We start from the raw sequence: 17,919 nt of genomic DNA, 5'->3' as shown, positions 1-17,919 counted from the left end.
TCAGTATTACTCCGGCGGTGACACTTTTGATGAAGGCGCAGCGGAAATCGTGGCCCACGATCCGGCCAACCAACGTCTGTTTGTCATCAATGCCAACGATTCAACCGTGGACGTGCTGGACATCCAGGACCCGGAGATGCCGCTCAAGCTCAGCACCATTGATGCCACGGCCGAAGGTGCTTCCGCGAACAGCGTGGCGGTATACGGCGGTTTCGTGGCTGTCGCCATTGAAGCCAATGTCAAGCAGGACAACGGCAAGGTAGTGTTCTATAACAGCACCGACCTGAACAAGGTGGGTGAAGTAGAGGTGGGCGCCCTGCCGGATATGCTGACGTTTACTGGCGATGGCCAGAAACTCCTGGTGGCCAACGAGGGCGAACCCAGTGATGACTACAGTGTTGACCCGGAGGGCTCCGTTAGCATTGTTGACCTGTCCAACGGCGTGGCTGCGGCGACGGTAACCAGGGTCGGGTTCGCCAGCTTCAACGGTCAGCAGGCCGAGCTTATGGAGCAGGGCTTGAGAGTGTTTGGGCCGGGCGCCACCCTGGCCCAGGATCTGGAGCCGGAATACATCGCGATCTCTATCGACGGTAAAAAAGCCTGGGTCGCGATGCAGGAGGCAAATGCCGTTGCCGAACTGGACATCGCGGCCGGGGAAATTACCGCCATTATTCCGCTGGGCTTCAAGGATCACAGCATCATCGGCAACGAATTGGATGCTAGCAACGACGATAGCGGTATCAACATTCGCAACTGGCCGGTGAAGGGTATTTACCATCCGGATGCCATGACCAGCTACGGCTTTAACGGAAAAACCTATTACATCACCGCCAACGAGGGTGATTCCCGTGATTACGACGGCTTCAGTGAGGAATTCCGCGTCGCCGACCTGACGCTGGATGCCACGGCCTTCCCGAACGCCGCCGAGCTACAGGAAGACGCTAACCTGGGACGCCTGAACGTTACATCTACCCTGGGTTTTGCCAATTCCTGCGCGCCTAGCGATCCGGCCAACGTTACTCTCATGGGCGGAGAGTACGACCGTAGCTATGTGGAGAACAACTGTGTCTACAATGAGCTCTACGCCTACGGTGCGCGATCGTTTTCAATCTGGTCGGAAACCGGCGAGAGGGTCTTCGACAGCGGCAGTGAATTCGAGCGCATTACCGCGAGCCTGATTCCGGACAACTTCAACAGCAATAACGACGAAAACGCGTTCGACAACCGCTCCGACGACAAGGGGCCAGAGCCTGAGGCGGTCACCGTGGGTACCATCAATGGTCAGACCTTTGCCTTTATTGGCCTTGAACGGGTCGGGGGCATCATGGTCTATAACGTGACCAATCCGCAGAACCCGGAATTCGTCCAGTACCTCAATAACCGCGATTTTTCTGCCTCCCAGACCGATCTTGAGAATGGCATGGCCGGTGATCTCGGGCCCGAGGGACTTGCTTTTATCGCTGCTGACGACAGCCCCAATGGCAAGCCTATGTTAGTGGTGGGTAACGAGGTGAGTGGTACGACCACTCTGTATGGTATCGATGTGATTGAACTGGCCGCTGACTGACCGTCGTCGTGGTAAGGAAAGCCGGAGCGGGAGCTGCCCGATCCGGCTTTATACGTTCTCTCAGCCTTGGGAAACCGTCGCCAGTGGTGGAACCTGCTGATGCAGGAACCATTTTTCGGTGACGACCTTGCGGGTGAACCAGTGGGACCGCATCAGGGTACTGGCCAATGGCATTTTTACCCAGTCAGGCACTTGCCAGCCCCCATCCTGAGGCATGGCGCGATTACCAAAACGGCTGGCAATAGCTTCGCCGTAGGCTTGTAGGGCCTGGGCGGAATAATCCTCCTGGTCGCGAATAATGTCTGCCGCCATCAACGCGGACTCTATGGCAGGGCGAATACCCTCGCCGCTCTGGGTGTAAGCCAGGCCAGCAGAATCACCAATCAACAGCAGGCCGTCATCGGCCAGTGGTCTCTCCGCGTGGGCGTATAGCAGGTAGGCATGACCTTTGAACTTGCCCGGTAAATCGGCCGGTATGCGTCCTTCGGTTTTCATCTCCTCCACGAAAGCATTGAGGTGCTCGGTCAGTTTGTGATTGTCTTCCCGACCAAGGCCGATATTGAGGAAATTACCTTTTCGGAACACCCAGGCGTAGCCCTTCAGGTCACGGCAGAACCAGAGCTCGGGGGTGTCGCCACGGGCTTCGCACACCTCGGCCTGTTGAGGCGTCATCTCGAATTCCACCTCTTTGGCTGCCACCACGACTTCGTGGCTGCCGGGGCCGTCTCCCATCAGCTTCGCCACTGGGCAGAAATGGCCCCCGGCACCTACGATCAGGGGCGCCTCCCAGGTATCGTTGATCACCCAGTTGCCATCGCGACGAACAATGGACTTGACCGGTGTATTCAGTTGCTTCGGCACGGTTGTCCTGTCCAGAAGAAACGCATCGAATTCGCAGCGCCGTATGCCGTAACTGACAGTGTCACCGTGGTCATTTTCCACCGCCGATTGTCCCATCATGCCTATACGGAACCGCCGGATGGGCTGGAGGGTTCGCCCGGTGCCGTAGTGGTTGATGTCGATGTCGAGACTGTCCATCACCGCGGGGGTAACCCAGCCGGCGCAGGTCTTGTCCCGAGGGAAGTCCTTCTTATCGATCACCAGAATGCGTTTGCCAGTGTCCTGAAGTGCGTGGGCGAGGGTAGAGCCTGCAGGCCCGGCACCCACGATAATCAGGTCGTAGTAGTCCATGATTATGCCTCCGGAGCTGCGGGGGACGAATAGATATCCTGGCGGTTTTGTGGCAGTTGGTTGTTCCCGCCATGGGTGAAGACCACCTGGAACAGTTGCAGTGACCCGGCCCGGAAGGCGGCTATGGAGCCGGCGAGGTACATTTCCCAGGCCCGGGCAAAGTGCCCGTCGTACATCTCTGTGACCTTGTCCATGTTGCTTCTGAACCGTTCCATCCAGTGGGTGAGCGTCTGGGCGTAGTGCAGTCTGAGGTTTTCGACATCCAGCACCGAAAAGTCGCTGTGTTCGCAGATGCTCATGAACTCAGAGATACTCGGTGGGTAAGCACCCGGAAAGATGCGTTTCTCAATCCAGGCGTTCATCAGCATGGGCCGGTTGCGGCCGATGCTGTGCAGTAACGCCAGGCCGCCCGGCTTCAGGGAGCGACTGATCAGCTCCGACAGCGCCTGGTAATTGTCCGTGCCGACATGCTCCAGCATGCCGATGGACACAAAGGCATCGTATTGGCCGCTGATATTGCGATAGTCATCTTCAACGTATTCAATCAGGTGGTCCAGCTGCTGACGTTTGGCTTCTTCCCGGGCGTACGTCAGCTGTTCTTTCGAGATGTTGTAGGAATGCACCTTCACGCCGTAGTTCCTGGCCATATATCGCGCCAGACCACCCCAGCCACAGCCGGCTTCCACAACCGTCATGCCGGGTTTCAGCCGTAACTTGCGACAAACGTGCTCCAGCTTGGCCAATTGGGCCTGTTCCAGGGTCAAATCCGGCGTTTCGTAATAGGCGCAGGTGTACTGCATTTCGGCATGGTCCAGCCAGAGCCGGTAAAACTCGTTGCCCAGATCGTAATGGTGGTGAATGTTCTCCCTGGCTTCAGAGACGCCGGTTGAGCGAGGGTTGTGGTTGCGCCAAAGGGCTTCCAGCCATTTGGGCCATTTCTGTCTGGCGTTGTGAATTGAGCGGTAAAGTGTCTCCATCAGCTCCGAAAGATCGCCATCTACCTGCAGCCTGCCTGCGCTGTACAGGTCCCCAAAAGCAAGGTTGGGGTTGGTGACCAGCGTAAACAGCGCCTTGGGGTCTGTCAGTTTGAGCGTAAAGCGGGCATTGCCCTCTTCGGGGTCAATGAATTCATTGTTCCATAACTGGAACCGTAGCGGTGGTGACCCGGCCATGCGCATCAGCTTGGCGATCAGCCAGCGCTCATAACTGTGAGGCTCACGGTCTGCCTGCTGCTCTTCCAGGGGCAACGTCAGGACGTGAGGCCTGTTCTCCGGTCGGTCGTTGGTGGGCGCTGGGGTCTTCCGGGCGGTGCTTTGGCTCATGGATACATATCTCCCTTTTTCAGCTGGTTAATCACGGACTGACGTCGGCGGGTTTGGCCGACAGTGATTCAGCATCAGGGCGTGTCCCGATATCACAACTGAGAATCGCCTGCTTCGTCTTCAGTATAGAAAACAAGCGTGTTTTGTCATATCCCCCACCACACACCAAAGAATGGAGGGTTGCTATTGGGGCAATAGGTAAAAGGGGTAAAAGCGGGAGTGGCGGGCGAAAAAAACCGGGGCTGCAAGGCCCCGGTTTATCGGTGTGCTGTGGGCTGGCGCCGACGTCAGTAGGTCGAACTCATGCCAAACCATTCCGGGAAAATGACGATCATCGCCAGCACCAGTACCTGCATCAGGATAAACGGTAGTACCCCTTTGTAGATATCGGTGGTCTGCACACTGGGTGGTGATACACCCTTGAGATAGAACAAACTGAACCCGAACGGGGGTGTCAGGAAGCTGGTTTGCAGGTTCATGGCAATCAAAATCGCGAACCACAGCATGTTGATGCCCATGGCTTCAGCCACCGGCGCCAGGATTGGCACGATGATGAATGAAATTTCCACGAAGTCGATGAAGAAGCCCAGTACCAGGATGACCAGCATGGCCAGGATGATGAAGCCCCATTTTTCGCCGGGAAGCTGCAGTAGCCATTCTTCCAGCAGATAATCGCCACCGGTGTAGCTGAACACCATCGAGAATGCGGTTGCACCCACCAGGATGGCGAACACCATGGCAGTGACCTTCACCGTGTCCTTTGAGGCATCCCACACCATCTTGAAGGAGAACTGGCGGTAAATGATGGCCAGCACCACGGCACCGACACCACCGAGCGCTGAAGATTCCGTGGGGGTGGCAATACCGGCAAAGATGGAGCCCAGCACGACGATGATCAACGCCAGCGGCGGGATAATCGCCAGCAGCGCTGCACGGATTTCCTTGCCCCGTGACAGTCCGCTGTCATCCGGCATGGCGGGGCCGGTTTCAGGCTTGAAGCGGGTGAGAACAAGGATGTAGATGATGTACAGACCGACCAGCACCACACCTGGGATAACGGCTGCCCTGAAGAGGTCGCCAACCGGGAGTCCGAGCACATCGCCAAGGATAATCAGGATAATCGAAGGCGGTACGATCTGGCCCAGTGTACCGGAAGCACAGATAGTGCCCGTAGCAAGCCGCTTGTCGTAGTTATGGGCCAGCATTACGGGGAGAGAGATCAGACCCATGGCTACTACACTGGCACCGACAACCCCCGTCGATGCCGCAAGCAAGGCACCCACCAGGATGGTGGAAATGGCCAGGCCCCCTGGCAAGCCACCGAACAGTCTGCCCATGGAGGTCAGCAATTGCTCGGCCAGCCGCGTGCGTTGCAGAACCACACCCATGAAGATGAACAACGGCACCGCCATCAGTACCGTGTTCTGCATGACGCTCATGATGCGATAAGGCATGAAGGCGAACAGATCCATGCCTTCGGCATAGATCCCGAAAAACAGAGCAACCCCGCCAAAGGTAAAGGCAACCGGGAAGCCCAGCATCAGCAGGAGGAGGGCCGCTCCGAACATAATCATACCGATCATGCGAGACCCTCCGCGCCGTGCTTGGGCTCATAGGTCTTGTCGCCTGAAATAACCCGAATTGCGAAGGTCACCATGTTGAACCCGGCGATGCCGGTAAACACTGCGGAAATCGGAATCACGCTCTTGATCACCCAGCGATGGGGCAGTCCGCCGGGGTCTCCGCTACCTTCACCCATGCTGTAGGACTCAACGGCGAAATTGTAACCGTAGTTCCAGATCAGATAGGCGAAGGGGATAACAAAGAGGACGGCGCCAATGATGTTGACCCAGGCTTTGGTTTTGTCACTCCAGCGGGTGTAGAAAACGTCCACGCGAACATGGCCGTCCGTGCGCAATGCGTAGGGAATGCCAAGCAGAAACACGACAGAGTACAGGTGCCACTCCATCTCCTGCATACCGATCGAAACCTCATTGAAAGCGTAGCGGGCCACCACGTCGTAGAAGACGTTGCCGGCCATCAGAATCATTGCGGCGCAGGCCACCCAACCACAGAAAATGGACAAGTAGGCCAGGCCCTCGTCCAGCTTGATAATCCAACGCATTGATTGTCCTCCGCCGGGAAGCCGGCGATTTTCAATTGCTATAAACGACAAAACCGGGATCACTGCTGGAGCGATCCCGGCTCAGTTACTGCCGATATGTTACTCGACTTCTGCCATCGTGTTCAGGTAGGCCCGCTCGGAGATGTCCGTGTAGGCCCGGCTCTTCTCAAGATATTCCTGTTGGGACTCTACAATCTTTGCGGCTTGCTCATTGTTTGCCGCGGCTTCCTTCAGGAGCTTTTCATTGGCCTCGTGCATGGCCTGGAAGATCTCCTCAGGGAATTTCTTGATCTGTACGTTGGGGTACTCTTCCTTGATGTTGGCCCAGGCTTCCGCGTTTGCGTGCTGAGAATGAACCAGCATGTCATAGGAGGCTGTGCGCATGGCGACGCGCATAATTTCCCGCAGGTCTGCTGGCAACTTTTCCCATACCTTCTTGTTCACCAGGAACTGCAGCTCCGTAGCGGGCTCGTGCCAGCCGGTGTAGTAGTAGTCCGCAATTTGCTGGAAACCGAGACGCAGATCCAGGGAAGGACCAACCCACTCAACCGCGTCAATGGTGTTGCGCTCCAGGGCTGTGTACAGCTCGCCCGGTGGGATGTTGGTTGGATTAACGCCTACTTCCGCAAACACCTCACCGGCGAAGCCGGGGATGCGCATCTTGAGGCCTTGAAGGTCTTCGAGAGTGTTGATTTCCTTGCGGAACCAGCCGCCCATCTGCACGCCGGTGTTACCGCCCGGGAACGACAGCATGTTGTGAGGTTCGTACACCTCCTGCATCAGTTCCATACCACCACCGTGGTAGAACCAGGCGTATTGTTCCATCGCGTTCATGCCGAAAGGCATGCTGGTGAAGAACAGGGTGTTGGGTACTTTGCCTTTCCAGTAGTAGGACGCAGAGTGTCCCATGTCGTACTGACCGGCCTTGACCATATCAAAGACGCCGAAGGGCGCTTTGTGCTTGTTTGACGAGTCGATGCGGACCTTCAGGCGGCCGTCGGACATTTTTTCGACAGTTTCAGCGAACCGTTTGGTGGTGTCACCGAAAATCGGGAAGTTGGGCCCCCAGGTTTCAGCCAGGCGCAGGGTAAACGTGTCTTGAGCGAGAGCCTGTGTGGAAGCAAAGGTAGTTGCTACAGCCAGCACAGCCGCGGATAGAACAGAACGGATCTTCATTGCTCTTCTAGCCTCTTTTGTCGTTGTTGTGTTGAGAGCCTCTCCCTCTGTCAGGGAAAGTAACTCCTAATTCTAGTTCAAGTTATCAACAAACGTTAAGAAACGGAACGAAAAACCCGCGTCTGTACGACCTAGGTCTTACGACTTTCTCCCGCTGGTCAGCGTGAGAAAATGGTCATGGTCTAGAACAATCCTATCTGCTCACCCGCAGGACGCCTGAAGAGGTCGCTTCTAAGGGGGGCTGCCTGATGAAGGTTCAGGCCCAGTTGCCTCGCGCGCTTTGCGAAGCGCTGGCGGACAAGATCTGCGTAGGGGCCCGTTCCCGTCATCCGGCGCCCGAACTGGGCGTCGTAACTTTTGCCGCCCCGCAGATCGCGCATGCGATTCATCACATGACTGGCCCGGTCTGGAAAATGCCGCTGCAACCAGTCCTGGAATAGCTCATCCAGTTCCAGTGGCAGGCGAAGCATGATCCAGTTTGCCTGTTCCGCACCTGCCTCTGCTGCGGCCCCCAGAATGCTCTCGATTTCATGATCGTTGATGAACGGGATGACCGGCCCCAGGATGATGCCGGTCGGAACGCCGGCGGCCGCCAACTCACGAATGATTTTCAGGCGTGTGGCCGGTGCTGCGGTACGCGGCTCCATCTGCCGTTTCAGGGTGTTATCCAGTGTGGTCAGGCTGACCCGGACTGAGCAGAGGCCCTGGCAGGCTAATTCTGACAACAGGTCCAGATCACGCAGGATCAACGCGCCTTTAGTGATAATGGAAACCGGGTGGCGGTACTCGGCCAGTACCTTGAGTATGTTACGAGTAATTTCCCGGTGCTTCTCGACTGGCTGATAGGCGTCAGTATTTACGCCAAGAGCGATGGGCGACACCCGATAACCGGGTTTATCGAGCTCCCTCCGAAGCTGTTCCTCAGCATTGGGCTTGGCGATTAACCGCGTTTCGAAGTCCAGCCCCGGCGACATGTCCCAGTACGTATGGGTAGGCCGGGCAAAGCAGTATATGCACGCATGCTCGCAGCCCCGGTACGGGTTTATGGACTGGTCGAACGGCACATCCGGCGACTGGTTGCGGCTGATGATCGTACGCACCCGCTCATCCACCACTTCGGTTGCCAGGGAATCCGGGCAGGCATCGTCAGCGGGGTCCCGATACCAGCCGTCGTCGTATTGGCGGTCGGTAACAATGGGCTGGAAACGATTCTGTGGATTGAGCGGCGTCGCGCGAGTCTTCATTGGGAAACTCTCGATACTGTTTAAATATACAGTACTATCGATAGCTCGCGATTTCCAGTTTTCACGCTCGGAGAGTGGAAGACCTCAGACGTCATCCATCATGCCAATCTGTCGTGCCAGCCTCATGGCTTCGTTCTCCTCCATGGCGCGTAGGGATTCGGCGAGTTCCTTCGCTTCTGGAATCTCGGCTTTGCCGGCCAGGCTGTCATACAGGTCGATCAGCTGGTCGTGGAAGCTAAACACCTCTCTGACAATACTGTCGAAGTCGAGATTGGCGTAATGATCATCACAGGTGCGGTGGGTTCTGATGGCTTTGTGTTCGTCGTTCAGGTAATCGTAGAGTCTTGTTTTCAGAGCCCGAGAATCCGCCTGTTTCTCGAACTCCGCTGTGATGCGTTCCAGTTCGGCTTCATGATCCGCGAGGTAAGTCAGTAGCGCCCGGGCTCGTTCCTCCTTGTTCTTTGTTGAGCACTCCGACAAACATCGGGACAGGTGGGCGTGGAGCTCGCGAGCCCACTCAATCAAGTCTTCAAAACTTTTTATGTCCATTTGCCAGGCTCCTTATCCACATGGGTCATCGGAGAACGGATGTGAAGCATCACTACGAGAAGTCTAGCCGACATTGGTAAACTTGCCCGGTGACCCCCACAGTCTGATGAGATACTCTCTGGACGGTATACCATCTGTGTACTCGCGAAATGGAAACGCCAATGGCAGAGCAACCCCCGCTGGGAATCATTGAAGGCTTCTATGGACCGTTGTGGAGCTGGGAAGAGCGTCGGCAGCTGGTTGCGGCTCTGGCTCCCCACGGTTACCGGAACTACTGGTATGCACCCAAGGCGGATGCCTTTCTCAGGCGCCGTTGGAGCGAGCCGCATCCGCAAGCGGAAGCCAATGAGCTGGCCGACTTCGCCCGGTTTTGTTGCAGTCACGGAGTTCGGTTCGGAATTGGCCTGAGCCCGTTCGAGGTGTTCAATAATTTCGATAGCTCGGCGAAAACCGCGCTGACGCAAAAGTTGGCAGCGTTTGATCAACTGGGCATCACCGATCTGGCAATCCTGTTTGACGACATGAAAAGCGATACGCCGGAACTGGCGGCTCGACAGGCGGACATCATTCATTGGGTAGCAGAACACAGTTCAGCGGACCAACTGACGGTCTGCCCCAGCTACTACTCCGATGATCCGGTGCTGGACCGGGTGTTTGGTCCTCGTCCCGAGCATTACCTGGAAGATCTGGGCAAGGCACTGGACCCGTCCGTTCAGGTGTTCTGGACTGGCGAGGAGGTGTGTTCGCGGGAGATATCGCCGGGCCATCTGCAGCGTGTTGCAGAAGCGCTGGGGCGCAAGCCGGTACTGTGGGATAACTACCCGGTGAACGACGGCGACCGTATGTCCCGCCATCTGCACCTGCGGGCATTTACCGGCCGGCCGGCGGCCAACGGCCCGTATCTCTCGGGCCACGCCATTAATCCCGCGTTACAGCCAACCCTCACTGCGATTCCGGCCATCACCCTGGCCCGTAGCTACAAACAGGGGCCCGGCTACCAGTATGGCAAGGCCTTCCAACTGGCCGCCGAGGAAGTGTTGGGCAAAGAGTTGGCGCAGCAGGTACAGGCCGATCTGCTGCTGTTGCAGGATGCCGGCTTGCACAGGATCGGTACCGAACGCCATCAGGCGCTGGCGGAATGTTATCGCCGCTTTGATCACCCGGCCGCCAGGGAAATCCTGCATTGGCTGGCTGGCCGCTATCAGGTTACCGATGAAATGGTGCAGACCCAGTAACTGGCGGCAGTCGCCTAATTTAGATAATACTCAACCGTAGTCACTACCCTAACGGTTTTTATCGGCTGCTGGCCCTCGCTGACGCCGGGGGCCTGGTCGCGGGCCAGGATCTGGAACACGCCCTGATTGGCGCGGCGCAGGTTCCCCAATTCAGTTTTGGCATCCCTGGCAAACTGTGCGGCGGCCTCGCGGGCGGCGGCGGTTGCTTCGGCAATCATCTCTGGTTTGATGTCGTTCAACCGGTTAAACAGGTAAGTCGGCCCACCCGGGCCATAATCGGATGACAGAATGACGCCGGAATCCACCAGTTCACTCACCGATTGCGCGGCCTGGCGGATGCGCTCGATATTGTTGCTGCGCACCATCAGGGTCTGGTTGATGATGAACTTCTGGCCGTTGCTTTCCTGGTAGGGATTGGCGCGGGTGTCCGTAACGTCCAGACGTTGCAGTTCCACCGCGTCGGTATCGATGGCCTGCAGCTTGAGAAACGCCATGATGGCTTCGCGGCTGCTGTGGGCCTTCTCGCGAGCTTCGTCCAGGCTGTTGCCGGTGGCGACGAAACGCAGGGGCCACAGTGCAAGGTCCGCCTGTACCTCCCGTTCCGCAACGCCCTTGACGGTGACGAACCGGTCTCCGGTGCGTAGCCCGGTCAGGCCGTCGGCGATGAGCGATGCGGAAACAATGGCGGCAATCGCCAGGATCAGGGCAGACAGAATTTTCATCACGGCGTCCTTGTGTGTGGATCTGGCGGATACCATCGCCGCAAATACCGGGGGCGTCAAGCGCCCCCGGAGGGGAGGTCTGCTAAGAGGAGGCGGTTGCCACCTCGGCCTTGCCTGTCTTGATCATGGCATAGCCAAACCCGATCACCAGCGAACCGATGGCAATGGCGGCCACATAGGGCAGTACCGTGCTTACCGCATTGGGAATGGCGAGCACGAACAGACCGCCGTGGGGTGCCATGAGTTTGACGGTGAACAGCATGGACAGGGCTCCGGTGATGGCGCCTCCCACCATGCACACCGGGATCACGCGTAGTGGGTCTTTGGCCATGAAGGGGATCGCACCTTCAGAGATAAAGCACAGCCCCAGCACAAAGGAGGCCCGCCCGGCCTGCCGTTCGGCCTCTGCAAACTTGGCGCGAGCAATAAAGCTCGCCACACCCATACCGATGGCCGGCACCATGCCCGCGGCCATGATCGCCGCCATGGGGGCCGAACCACCGCTGCCTTCTGAGAGTAAACCGACACCGAAGGTATAGGCGGCCTTGTTCACCGGCCCGCCCAGGTCAAAGCACATCATGGCCCCGAGAATGCCGCCCAGCAGGATGGCGTTGGTGGTGCCCATGCCTTCCAGGAAACTGGTCAGCCCATCCATCAGGGCGGCAGCGGGTTCGCCGACCACGTAGATCATGCCAAGGCCGGTGACCAGACTGGCCAGCAGCGGAATGATCAGGATGGGTTTGAGGGATTCGACACTCTCTGGCATCGGCAGTTTCTGGCTGATGAAGCGCGCCACATAACCGGCCAGGAAGCCGGCGATGATGCCACCAAGAAAACCGGCGCCAAGGGTACTGGCCAGATAGCCACCGATCATGCCCGGAGCCAGGCCTGGCCGGTCGGCAATGGACCAGGCGATATAGCCGGCCAACAGAGGAATCATCAACTGGAAGGCGGTGCCGCCGCCGATCTGCATCAGCGCGGCTGCCAGGGTGCCTTCCTCTTCGAATGCGTCAATGCCGAACACAAACGACAGGGCGATCAGCAGGCCGCCGGCCACCACCATGGGCAGCATGAAAGATACGCCCGTCAGCAAATGCTTGTAGGGGCCGCGTTTCTCGCCACCACCTCCTGAGGTCGCTTTTTTCTGGCCTTCCTCGACAGAGGCATTGGTGATGGCGTCATCAATGGTGGGCCCCGGTTTTTTCAGGGCGCTGCCGGTGGACGTGCGCCAAAGCCGCTTGCCGGCAAAACGGCTGGGGTCGACTTCGATATCACAGGCCAGGATCACCAGATCCGCCGCCTCGATTTCCTCGGCGGTCAGCGGATCCTGGGCACCCACGGAGCCCTGGGTTTCCACGCGGATCTGATGGCCAGCAGCGGTCGCGGCGGCGGTCAGGGCTTCTGCCGCCATAAAAGTGTGGGCAACACCGGTGGGGCAGGCGGTGACGGCGACAATGCGTTTGCCTGCGCTACCTGAGGTGGCAGGCTCGGGCTGTGAAGCCTCTGTTGGTTGATAGGGCTCGGCCTGCTTTTCGGCCTGGTCCAGAATCGACGCGGGATCGGGCAGGGCGGCCGTTACCGGGACCTGATAGAGGCGTTTGCTGGCGTAGGCGTTCAGGTCCGTTGGTGTTCCTGTTGCGGCAACGACCAGGTCCGCCGAGGCGATGACATCCTCGGGCAGGGACGACAGTGGTTGCTGCGGGCTGCGAATGTCTGTTCTGGCTTCCCAGCCCTTTTGCTGCGCGGCCCGTTCCAGGGCCCGGGCCGCCAGGAAGCTGGTGGCCACGCCCTGAGGGCAGGCGGTTACAATGATCAGTTTCATGATGGCATCTCCCCATTGTTGTTGTGCCCGGGCCAGGGGGTAAAGAGAGTGACGCGGGTTTGCTGAATCAGTTGGGTGAAGTCGTCGGCCATTGGATCGCCAACGCCAATGTGGCGAACGCACTCGGCCGACAGCGCGGTGGCGGTCGACAGCACCTGTTCCGGGTGGTGACGTTCGAGCAGGCCGTGAATCATTCCGGCCAGCAAAGTGTCTCCGGCGCAGACGGTGCTTGTGGCGGTCACGGGCGGTGGCGACGCTTGCCAGTTGCCCTTCGGCGACAGCCAGAGCACGCCTTTTTCGCCCATGGAAATCACCACATTGGCGATGCCGGTGGCCTGAAGTGAGCGACCTGCCTCGGCGATGGCGTCCAGGCTCTCCAGAGGGTGCCCGGCCCATTCGGCCAGCTCTTCCGTATTGGGCTTGATGCCGTCTGGCAGCACCTTAAGCCCGGCTGTGAGGCCTGCGCCGCTGGTATCCAGCCACACCGGGATGTCTGCTTCGCGAGCCAGGGTGACCAGTTCCGCCAGTGCCTCGGGCGGAAAGCCGACGGGCAGGCTGCCAGCAATGGCAACGGCATCGAACCTGTTGTTCAAGTTACCCAGGCGTGCCTTTAATCGGTCCAGGGCATCCGCGGGTACGTCAAATCCGGGCCCGTTCAGATCGGTCACACGACCATCGCCCTCGGCAATTTTCACGTTGATGCGATTCTGCCCGGGGATGCGGACAAAGTGGTCTGCCAGGATGTCAGACGAGAACAGGCGATCGAAGGGCGCGGCGTTGATCTCTCCCAGCAGTCCGGACACGGTCACGGTATGGCCGAGACGTGACAGCACACGGCCCAGGTTAATGCCTTTGCCGGCAGCTTCCAGGCGTGTGGACCGAGAGCGGTTCACGTTACCCAGCCGGATTGAGTCGGTTTCGGCATTGAGGTCCAGAGCCGGGTTCAGGGTGATGGTGAGTACGCGGGCCATTACAGTGTCTCCAGGGCGTCGCGCACTTCGGCTGCGGTGGCCTTGCCCAGCGCCAGTTTCGCCTGTTCACGGGCGTGTTCGCGGCTAAGCCCGCGGATACAGGCTTTGACCAGTGGCACTCGCCGGCTGGTCACCGACAGCTCGTCCACATCCAGGCCCAGCAGTACCGGAATAGCCTGTGGGTCGGAGGCCAGCTCGCCACAGATACCTACCCAGCGTTCGTGAGCATGGGCGGCTTCGACGGTCATGCGGATCAGTTGCAGTACCGAGGGGTGCAACCCGTCGGACTCGGCCGAAAGCTGGCCGTGGCCACGGTCGATGGCCAGGGTGTACTGAGTGAGGTCATTGGTGCCCACCGAGAAAAAATCCACTTCCGGTGCCAGGGTGTGGGCCAGCAGGGCGCAGGAGGGCACTTCAATCATCACGCCCACCTGGAGGCCCTGGCAGGGAATCTCGGCGCGGACCCGTTCGACGATGGCCTTGGCCGCGCGAAACTCTTCCAGGTCTTTGACCATGGGAAACATGATTCGCAGTGGGCGGTTGTCGGCAGCCGTCAGCAGCGCGCGCACCTGGGTTTCGAGAATCTCCGGTCGCGTCAGTGACAGGCGAATACCGCGCAGCCCAAGGAAGGGGTTGTCCTCATGGGGAAGGGGCCAGTAATCCAGTGGCTTGTCGCCACCCACATCGAGGGTGCGTGCGACCAGTGGCAGGCCGTTGAGGGCGTCGAAGGCATGGCGATACTCCTTCACCTGGGTGTCCAGGTCAGGCGCGTCCGGGTGTTCCATGAAAATGAACTCGGTACGCAGCAGACCAATGCCATCGGCGCCCCGGTCGACGGCATCCGGGGTGTGGGCGGTGTTGCCAAGGTTGGCGCATACGTCGATGGTGTGGCCGTCGGTGGTGGTGGCTGGCTCGTTCCGGCACTCGTAGGCGTCCGCCTGCAGGCGGGTGAGTTGGTCCAGGCGACGGTCAATGCGGTCGCGGCGTTCGGCGCCGGGGTTGGGCACCAGGCAGCCGCGTTCGCCGTCGACCACCAGGTCCGTTCCGTTGCTGATGGTCAGGATTCGATCACCAGCCCCGACCACGGCAGGAAGCCCCAGCGCCCGAGCCAGGATGGCGCTGTGGGATGTGGCGCCACCACGGGCTGTGATCAGGCCGCGAACGCGCTGGGTGTCCAGCCTTGCCACATCGGAAGGGCCCAGATCGTCCGCCACCAGTACATAGGGTTCGTCCGGCGGTGTCGGCATGGCCACCCCACAGAGGTTGGCCAGCACGCGCCGGCCAACATCCCGCAAATCTGCCGCCCGTTCGGCCAGAAGCCGGTCTGCCAGTGCTTCCTGGGCCCGCGCGGCGGTATCAATGGAGAGCCACCAGCCGGCTTCGGCGGACGCGCCTTCGTTGATGGCTTCCAGGGCAGCCTGGTAGAGATCGTCGTCCTGGAGCATTTCCACATGCACAGACAGAATCGGTGCCGCCTCACCGCCTTCGGCCTGGCGAATCAGCGTGCGCAGTTGTCCGTCGGCTTCGTCGATGGCCCGGCCCAGTCGGCTGGTCTGTTCACCGGCATCACTGGCGGTGGCGGGGTAGTCCAATGTTGGCTGGCGCATGACGAAGGCGGGTGCCAGAGCCAGGCCCGGTGAGGCGGCGACCGCTTTCAGGGGTTCGTCATCGATCAGAGGTTCGGGTTCCGGTTCGGCAGGCGCCGGCTTGCTCTGTTGTTGTCGAAGCGGGGAGACGGTTTCTCCTAGCCCGTTATTAATGGACTGGCAAACGGCTTCTACCGCCTGTTCCGCATCGTCGCCGGTTGCGGAGATGATCAGGGTTTGCCCTCTGCGGGCACCGAGGCCGATGATCCGGGTGAGACTGGTTGCCGATACCGAATTGCCATCGCCGTCTTCCAGGCGGATGCGAATGTCTGCGTTGTGCTGACGGGCTTCCTGTACCAGCTGTTTGGCGGGCCGGGCGTGAAGGCCATGGGTATTCAGCAGGCGCACCCGGTCGCTGACCGCATTGGCCTGCTCACCGGAAAGCCGGGAAAGTACAGCATCCACGGACTGGCTTTCCAGAGGGATGTTCTGGGCCAGGAAATTATCGATACGCTCCAGCAATTCGCGGCAGTCGTCGCCAGGGCCCGCCAGACAGAAAACGCCGGCGAGGTCGTCGCTGGGTTCTTTGGGGGTTGCCAGTGCCAGCGCAGGTCGGATACTGCCAACGCTGTGGTGAACCAGCCAAAACCCCTGGCCCAGCCCCACGGGTGGCTGGCTGACAATTTCTTTCATAAAGCTGGCGTCGACACAGCTCAACCCCTGCAGCCGGGCAGCAGCGCTGATGGCCAGTTCGCTGGTGGTCCGGGTGTTAACACCCAGGCAAAGAGTCTGAGCGTCGCATTTAGGCACCACTGGTTCTTTCGACAATAGGGTCACCAGCGCCTCGGTGTCATCGGCTTCGGCCAGTTTCCGTGACAAGCCGGGTTTGTCCAGTACGCGGGTCAGGTGGCGCAGGATATCCAGATGCTCATCTGACTGGGCCGCAATGGCGACCAGCACATACACCGTGGCGTTGTCATGCCAGGTAACGCCGCCTGGAAACTGCAACACCCGGATGCCTGTGCTGGTAACCGCGTCGCGGCTTTCGGGTGTGCCGTGGGGGATGGCAATGCCGTTACCAAGGACGGTGGAGGACTGTTGCTCCCTGGCCAGCATGCCCGCGTGGTAGTCGGGAGTGGTCCGGCCTGCGTCCTGCAGTTCCTGGCTGGCCTGGTTCAGGGCATCCTGCCAGTCGGTTGCAGTGCAGCCCAGGCGGATATCATTGGCTGTTAGCGTCAGCATGTGGGTAGCCTCGCCTTGTTGTTGTGTGGTGCCGGCACTGACGATCAGGATATTGGTCACTGCCAGTGAAAATGGGAGTTGCTGAATCGTGTCAGCAGACATAAAATGAATCATGAAACAGATATGATCAGAAATCAAGCAATCTGTGCCCAGGAGGAATCGGCCCCATGACCCTTGCAGAACTTGCCCGCCTGGCGGGGGTGTCCCGCACCACAGCCAGCTACGTTATCAATGGCCAGGGGCCGGCCCGCCGGATTAAGCCGGCGACTATCGAAAAGGTGATGGCGGTTGCGCGGGACAACCACTTCCAGATAGACCCGCAAGCCGCGTCGCTGCGTGGTGGGGCCAGCCGCACCCTGGGGTTTATCCTGCCGGACCTGGAGAACGCCAGTTACGCCCGCCTGGCCAAATTGCTGGAGCAGGGTGCCCGTGCCCGGGGCTATCAATTGCTGATTGCCGGCTCCGGGGATGACCCGGATACCGAGCGCGAGCTGGCACGTTCTCTCAAGGCAAGGCGATGCGATGCCCTGATCGTTGCGAGTGCCCTGCCACCGAATGACCCCTTCTACCAAGAGTTGCAGGAGGAAGACCTGCCGGTGATCGCGGTGGACCGGTCGCAATCACCGGGTGTGATCAGTTGCGTGGTCAGCGACAATCGCAAGGGCGCAGCCACACTGGCCCGTTCAGTGCTGGAGCCGGGCACCGGGTCGGTGGTCTGGCTTGATGCGGTGCCGGCGCTGGCGATGACACGGGAGCGCCGCGAGGGCTTTGAGGAGGTGGCTCGGAGTCGCAGTGGACAATGGGCGGTCTACAGTGGCGAACACTATGACCGAGCCTCCGGCGCCCGACTGATGCAGCAGGTGCTGGCGGATCAGGGGCTTCCGGATGCGTTGATTACTGCCTCGTACACCCTCTTGCAAGGGGTGCTCGACGTGCTGCTGGAGCAGCCGGGAGGCTTGCCGCAGTCCCTCAGAATGGCTACCTTCGGAGATGACCGGCTGCTGGATTTCCTGCCGGTCAAGGTTCACTCGTTACCCCAAAAACACGAAGCCATTGCCGAGGCAACGCTGGACCGGGCGCTGGCTGCCATCGCAGGTCACGGCGAGCCGGAAACCGTTATTATCAACCGCTCGCTGAAACGGCGGTGTTGAGTCAATGGCCGGGGGC

The 17,919-nt window shown here is 59.5% G+C and carries 14 protein-coding genes; 3 read left to right on the top strand and 11 right to left on the bottom strand.

Annotated features, from left to right (window positions below):
* On the top strand, positions 1-1,567 hold a 1,567-nt coding region (locus tag B2590_RS04100), incomplete at its 5' end, for a choice-of-anchor I family protein (protein ID WP_286811484.1).
* Between the two features lie 60 nt (positions 1,568-1,627).
* Here the strand turns inward: B2590_RS04100 and B2590_RS04095 are convergent.
* The 7 genes from B2590_RS04095 to B2590_RS04065 all read right to left on the bottom strand — a co-directional run bounded on the left by B2590_RS04095 (position 1,628) and on the right by B2590_RS04065 (position 9,174).
* Positions 1,628-2,758 carry an NAD(P)/FAD-dependent oxidoreductase gene (locus B2590_RS04095; RefSeq protein ID WP_286811483.1) on the bottom strand — a complete coding sequence of 377 codons (1,131 nt, stop codon included), beginning with the start codon at positions 2,756-2,758 and terminating at the stop codon, positions 1,628-1,630.
* 2 nt (positions 2,759-2,760) lie between these two features.
* Positions 2,761-4,080, bottom strand: coding sequence for an SAM-dependent methyltransferase (locus B2590_RS04090; RefSeq protein ID WP_286811482.1), 1,320 nt, complete (start codon positions 4,078-4,080; stop codon positions 2,761-2,763).
* Positions 4,081-4,367: 287 nt separating this feature from the next.
* The gene (locus B2590_RS04085) at positions 4,368-5,663 is read right to left on the bottom strand and encodes a TRAP transporter large permease (protein ID WP_007154199.1); all 1,296 of its coding nucleotides are present in this window, start codon (positions 5,661-5,663) and stop codon (positions 4,368-4,370) included.
* On the bottom strand, positions 5,660-6,205 hold the full coding sequence (locus B2590_RS04080; protein WP_286811481.1) for a TRAP transporter small permease subunit: 546 nt from the start codon (positions 6,203-6,205) through the stop codon (positions 5,660-5,662). The genes B2590_RS04085 and B2590_RS04080 overlap by 4 nt, the downstream gene beginning before the upstream one ends.
* A 99-nt stretch (positions 6,206-6,304) precedes the next feature.
* Complete coding sequence (locus tag B2590_RS04075; RefSeq protein WP_286811480.1) at positions 6,305-7,381, bottom strand: TRAP transporter substrate-binding protein; 1,077 nt, start codon at positions 7,379-7,381, stop codon at positions 6,305-6,307.
* 182 nt (positions 7,382-7,563) lie between these two features.
* Positions 7,564-8,625 carry a PA0069 family radical SAM protein gene (locus B2590_RS04070; protein ID WP_286847862.1) on the bottom strand — a complete coding sequence of 354 codons (1,062 nt, stop codon included), beginning with the start codon at positions 8,623-8,625 and terminating at the stop codon, positions 7,564-7,566.
* A gap of 84 nt (positions 8,626-8,709) precedes the next feature.
* A complete protein-coding gene (locus tag B2590_RS04065) occupies positions 8,710-9,174 on the bottom strand; it encodes an ATPase (protein ID WP_286811478.1) in 465 nt (154 codons plus the stop codon).
* Positions 9,175-9,335: 161 nt separating this feature from the next.
* Here B2590_RS04065 and B2590_RS04060 point away from each other — a divergent pair, with 161 nt between their 5' ends.
* Positions 9,336-10,409, top strand: coding sequence for a beta-N-acetylglucosaminidase domain-containing protein (locus tag B2590_RS04060; protein WP_286811477.1), 1,074 nt, complete (start codon positions 9,336-9,338; stop codon positions 10,407-10,409).
* A gap of 14 nt (positions 10,410-10,423) precedes the next feature.
* Here B2590_RS04060 and B2590_RS04055 read toward each other — a convergent pair whose 3' ends face one another.
* The 4 genes from B2590_RS04055 to ptsP all read right to left on the bottom strand — a co-directional run bounded on the left by B2590_RS04055 (position 10,424) and on the right by ptsP (position 16,752).
* Positions 10,424-11,131, bottom strand: a complete 708-nt coding sequence (locus tag B2590_RS04055; RefSeq protein WP_286811476.1) for an SIMPL domain-containing protein — start codon at positions 11,129-11,131, stop codon at positions 10,424-10,426.
* An 82-nt stretch (positions 11,132-11,213) separates the two neighbouring features.
* Positions 11,214-12,953, bottom strand: a complete 1,740-nt coding sequence (locus B2590_RS04050; protein WP_286811475.1) for a PTS fructose-like transporter subunit IIB — start codon at positions 12,951-12,953, stop codon at positions 11,214-11,216.
* Positions 12,950-13,924 carry a 1-phosphofructokinase gene (pfkB, locus tag B2590_RS04045; RefSeq protein WP_286811474.1) on the bottom strand — a complete coding sequence of 325 codons (975 nt, stop codon included), beginning with the start codon at positions 13,922-13,924 and terminating at the stop codon, positions 12,950-12,952. The genes B2590_RS04050 and pfkB overlap by 4 nt, the downstream gene beginning before the upstream one ends.
* Positions 13,924-16,752 (bottom strand): phosphoenolpyruvate--protein phosphotransferase, encoded by a 2,829-nt coding sequence (ptsP, locus tag B2590_RS04040; RefSeq protein WP_414673895.1) that lies wholly within the window; start codon positions 16,750-16,752, stop codon positions 13,924-13,926. The genes pfkB and ptsP overlap by 1 nt, the downstream gene beginning before the upstream one ends.
* A 167-nt stretch (positions 16,753-16,919) precedes the next feature.
* On the opposite strand from ptsP, the gene cra reads away from it, so the two are divergent.
* A complete protein-coding gene (gene cra / locus B2590_RS04035) occupies positions 16,920-17,903 on the top strand; it encodes a catabolite repressor/activator (RefSeq protein WP_286810757.1) in 984 nt (327 codons plus the stop codon).
* Positions 17,904-17,919: the final 16 nt, after the last annotated feature.

The sequence above is a fragment of the Marinobacter sp. UBA3604 genome, from assembly GCF_002375325.1.
GTDB classification, from domain to species: domain Bacteria; phylum Pseudomonadota; class Gammaproteobacteria; order Pseudomonadales; family Oleiphilaceae; genus Marinobacter; species Marinobacter salarius.
This window is presented reverse-complemented; position numbering and strand designations above follow the sequence as displayed.